2 protein-coding genes are annotated in these 2,249 nt (G+C 60.8%); both read left to right on the top strand.

What is annotated here, in order from left to right; all coding sequences use genetic code 11:
* Positions 1-861 (top strand): sodium:solute symporter family transporter (locus tag WBV42_RS05580; protein WP_423985149.1); only part of this gene is annotated, 861 nt, incomplete at its 5' end.
* Positions 862-1,097: 236 nt separating this feature from the next.
* A partial coding sequence (locus WBV42_RS05575; protein ID WP_423985148.1) for an aldehyde dehydrogenase family protein occupies positions 1,098-2,249 on the top strand: 1,152 nt, incomplete at its 3' end.

Genomic DNA, 2,249 nt, shown 5'->3' with positions numbered 1-2,249 from the left:
CCCACCACCTCACTAGTTGGTGGACTCGCGGCCTCCGGAGGAAACCGGTCGGCGTGGTTCGGCGGACGGACCGGTGCCGCTGCGCTAGTCTTCCTCGGCGCTAACTTGAGTTGGTTCTTCCTCTACCTCGGCGGGTACCCGCACCTCGACGCTCGGTTCATGGCGGTCCGCAACGGCGACGACCGCCGTTCGGCCATCATCGTAGCGACCGTCTGGGGTATCCTCACCTCGTCGGGCGCGGTACTCCTCGGCCTCCTCGCGCGCGTCATCGACGGTGCTCCGCAGGCCCTGCAGGCGGATCGCGAGATGGTCCTTCCGTTCATGGTCCTGAAACACCTCCCGGGATTGCTCGGGGGAATCCTCCTCGCGGGCGCACTAGCGGCGATGATGTCGACGGCCTCCTCGCAAATCGTCGTCGCTAGTTCCGCGGTCGCACAGGACGTCTACACCGATATTCTAAAGAAGGGACAGGAATTCAGCGATAAGGCCCAACTACGCGTTTCCCGCGCCGCCACGCTTGCGGTCGGCGTGATCGGACTCGTGATCGCACTCCTGACGTCGAACCTGGTGTACACGCTCGTGAGTTACTCCGGAACCGGACTCTTCTCCGCCTTCGGGCCTGCGTTCACCCTCCTCTTCTTCTGGCGACGCAACCTCTCCGTGGCGGGTCTCGTGGCGGCGTTCGTCGCCGGTCCCGGCGCGACCATCCTCTGGATCGCTTTCGGAATGAACTCGATCATCACGGTTCGTCTCATCGCACCGCCGATCGGCTTCGCCGCCGCGATCGGTGCCTCCCTGCTGTGGCCGGGTGGAGAGCTTACCAGCCCTGCACCGTCCGCGAGCGCCGCGAATCAGGACTGACGGCACGAACGGGTGTATCGACACGGTACACCGCTTCGAATGCCGCCGCGTATCGGGATATCATACGGAGAGTATGACCCTGCGGAACGTGGTTTTCATCACCACTCTCCGTCAGTTCGTCGCCGGTTTTTCAGCCGGATGATCGGTACCTCCGATAGGGTGGCCCCGGTACCGTACCGAGTAGGGTATGACAGTAAATCCCAAACTATAATACCGGTCGAGTGCCACCTACGAGTGTGCAAGCGAGAGACTTTGAGAACGAATTGACGTTCCACGAGTACGAGCAAAACGGTACCGTCGAGGAGTTCCACGAAGCGTACGAGGAAGCCGTCGAGTCCGTCCAAGCGGAACTCGGGGAGGACCACCTGCTTTGGATCGACGGCGAGAGGGTCGATACGGGGGACCGTTTCGACGTCGTATCCCCTGGAAATCTGGACCGAGAGGTCGGCGAGTTCGCCGCTGGCAGTTCGGAAGACGTGGACGCTGCCGTCAGCGCAGCGGCTGCCGTCGCCCCCGAATGGGAGGCTTCCGATGTCGATACCCGTGTAGAGATCTTCCGCAACGCTGCGGATATCATGCGGGACCGAAAGTTCGAACTCGCCGCGACGATCTCACTGGAGAACGGTAAGAACCGGACGGAAGCGATGGCCGACGTCGACGAATCCATCGACTTCCTCGAATTCTACAGCCGTGAATTCGAGCGGTCCGATGGGTACGCTTTCGACACCGGGGAACCAACCCCCGGCCAGCACACCAGGAATTTGCTACGACCGTACGGTGTGTTTGGGGTCGTGGCACCGTTCAACTTCCCGATGGCCATCTTCGTCGGTATGACCGCCGGTGCGTTGATCACCGGCAATACCGTCGTCACGAAGCCCGCGAAAGCGACATCGCTAATCGCACACAAGTGCGTCGACATCTTCACCGAGGCAGGGATGCCGAACGGTGTTCTGAACCTCGTTATGGGCGGTGGACGCGACGTCGGTCAGCCTCTGGTCGAGCACAAAGACGTTTCGGGTGTCGTTTTCACCGGATCGCGGAAAGTCGGACTGTCCATTCAAGAGACCTTCTCCGAGCACGGGAAACACGGACCCGTGATCGCTGAACTCGGTGGGAAGAACCCGGTGATCGTCAGTGACACCGCAGAGCTTGAAGACGCGGTAGAAGGCGTAATGAAGGGTGCCTTCTCCTTCAGCGGCCAGAAATGTTCCGCGACTTCACGCGTGTACGTCCAGGAGAACGTGATCGATGAATTCACGGATCGATTGGTCGCCGAAACGGAAAACCTGAATATCGGTCGGGCGACGGAACGGGAGACCTTCGTTTCACCGATCATCAACGACAGCGCACTCGAATCGTACGAGGATATCTGTGCACGTGCGGAAGAA

The organism is Haladaptatus sp. (assembly GCF_049589095.1).
Lineage (GTDB): Archaea > Halobacteriota > Halobacteria > Halobacteriales > Haladaptataceae > Haladaptatus.
Note: the sequence above shows the minus strand (reverse complement) of the source record. Positions and strands in the feature narration are given on the sequence as shown.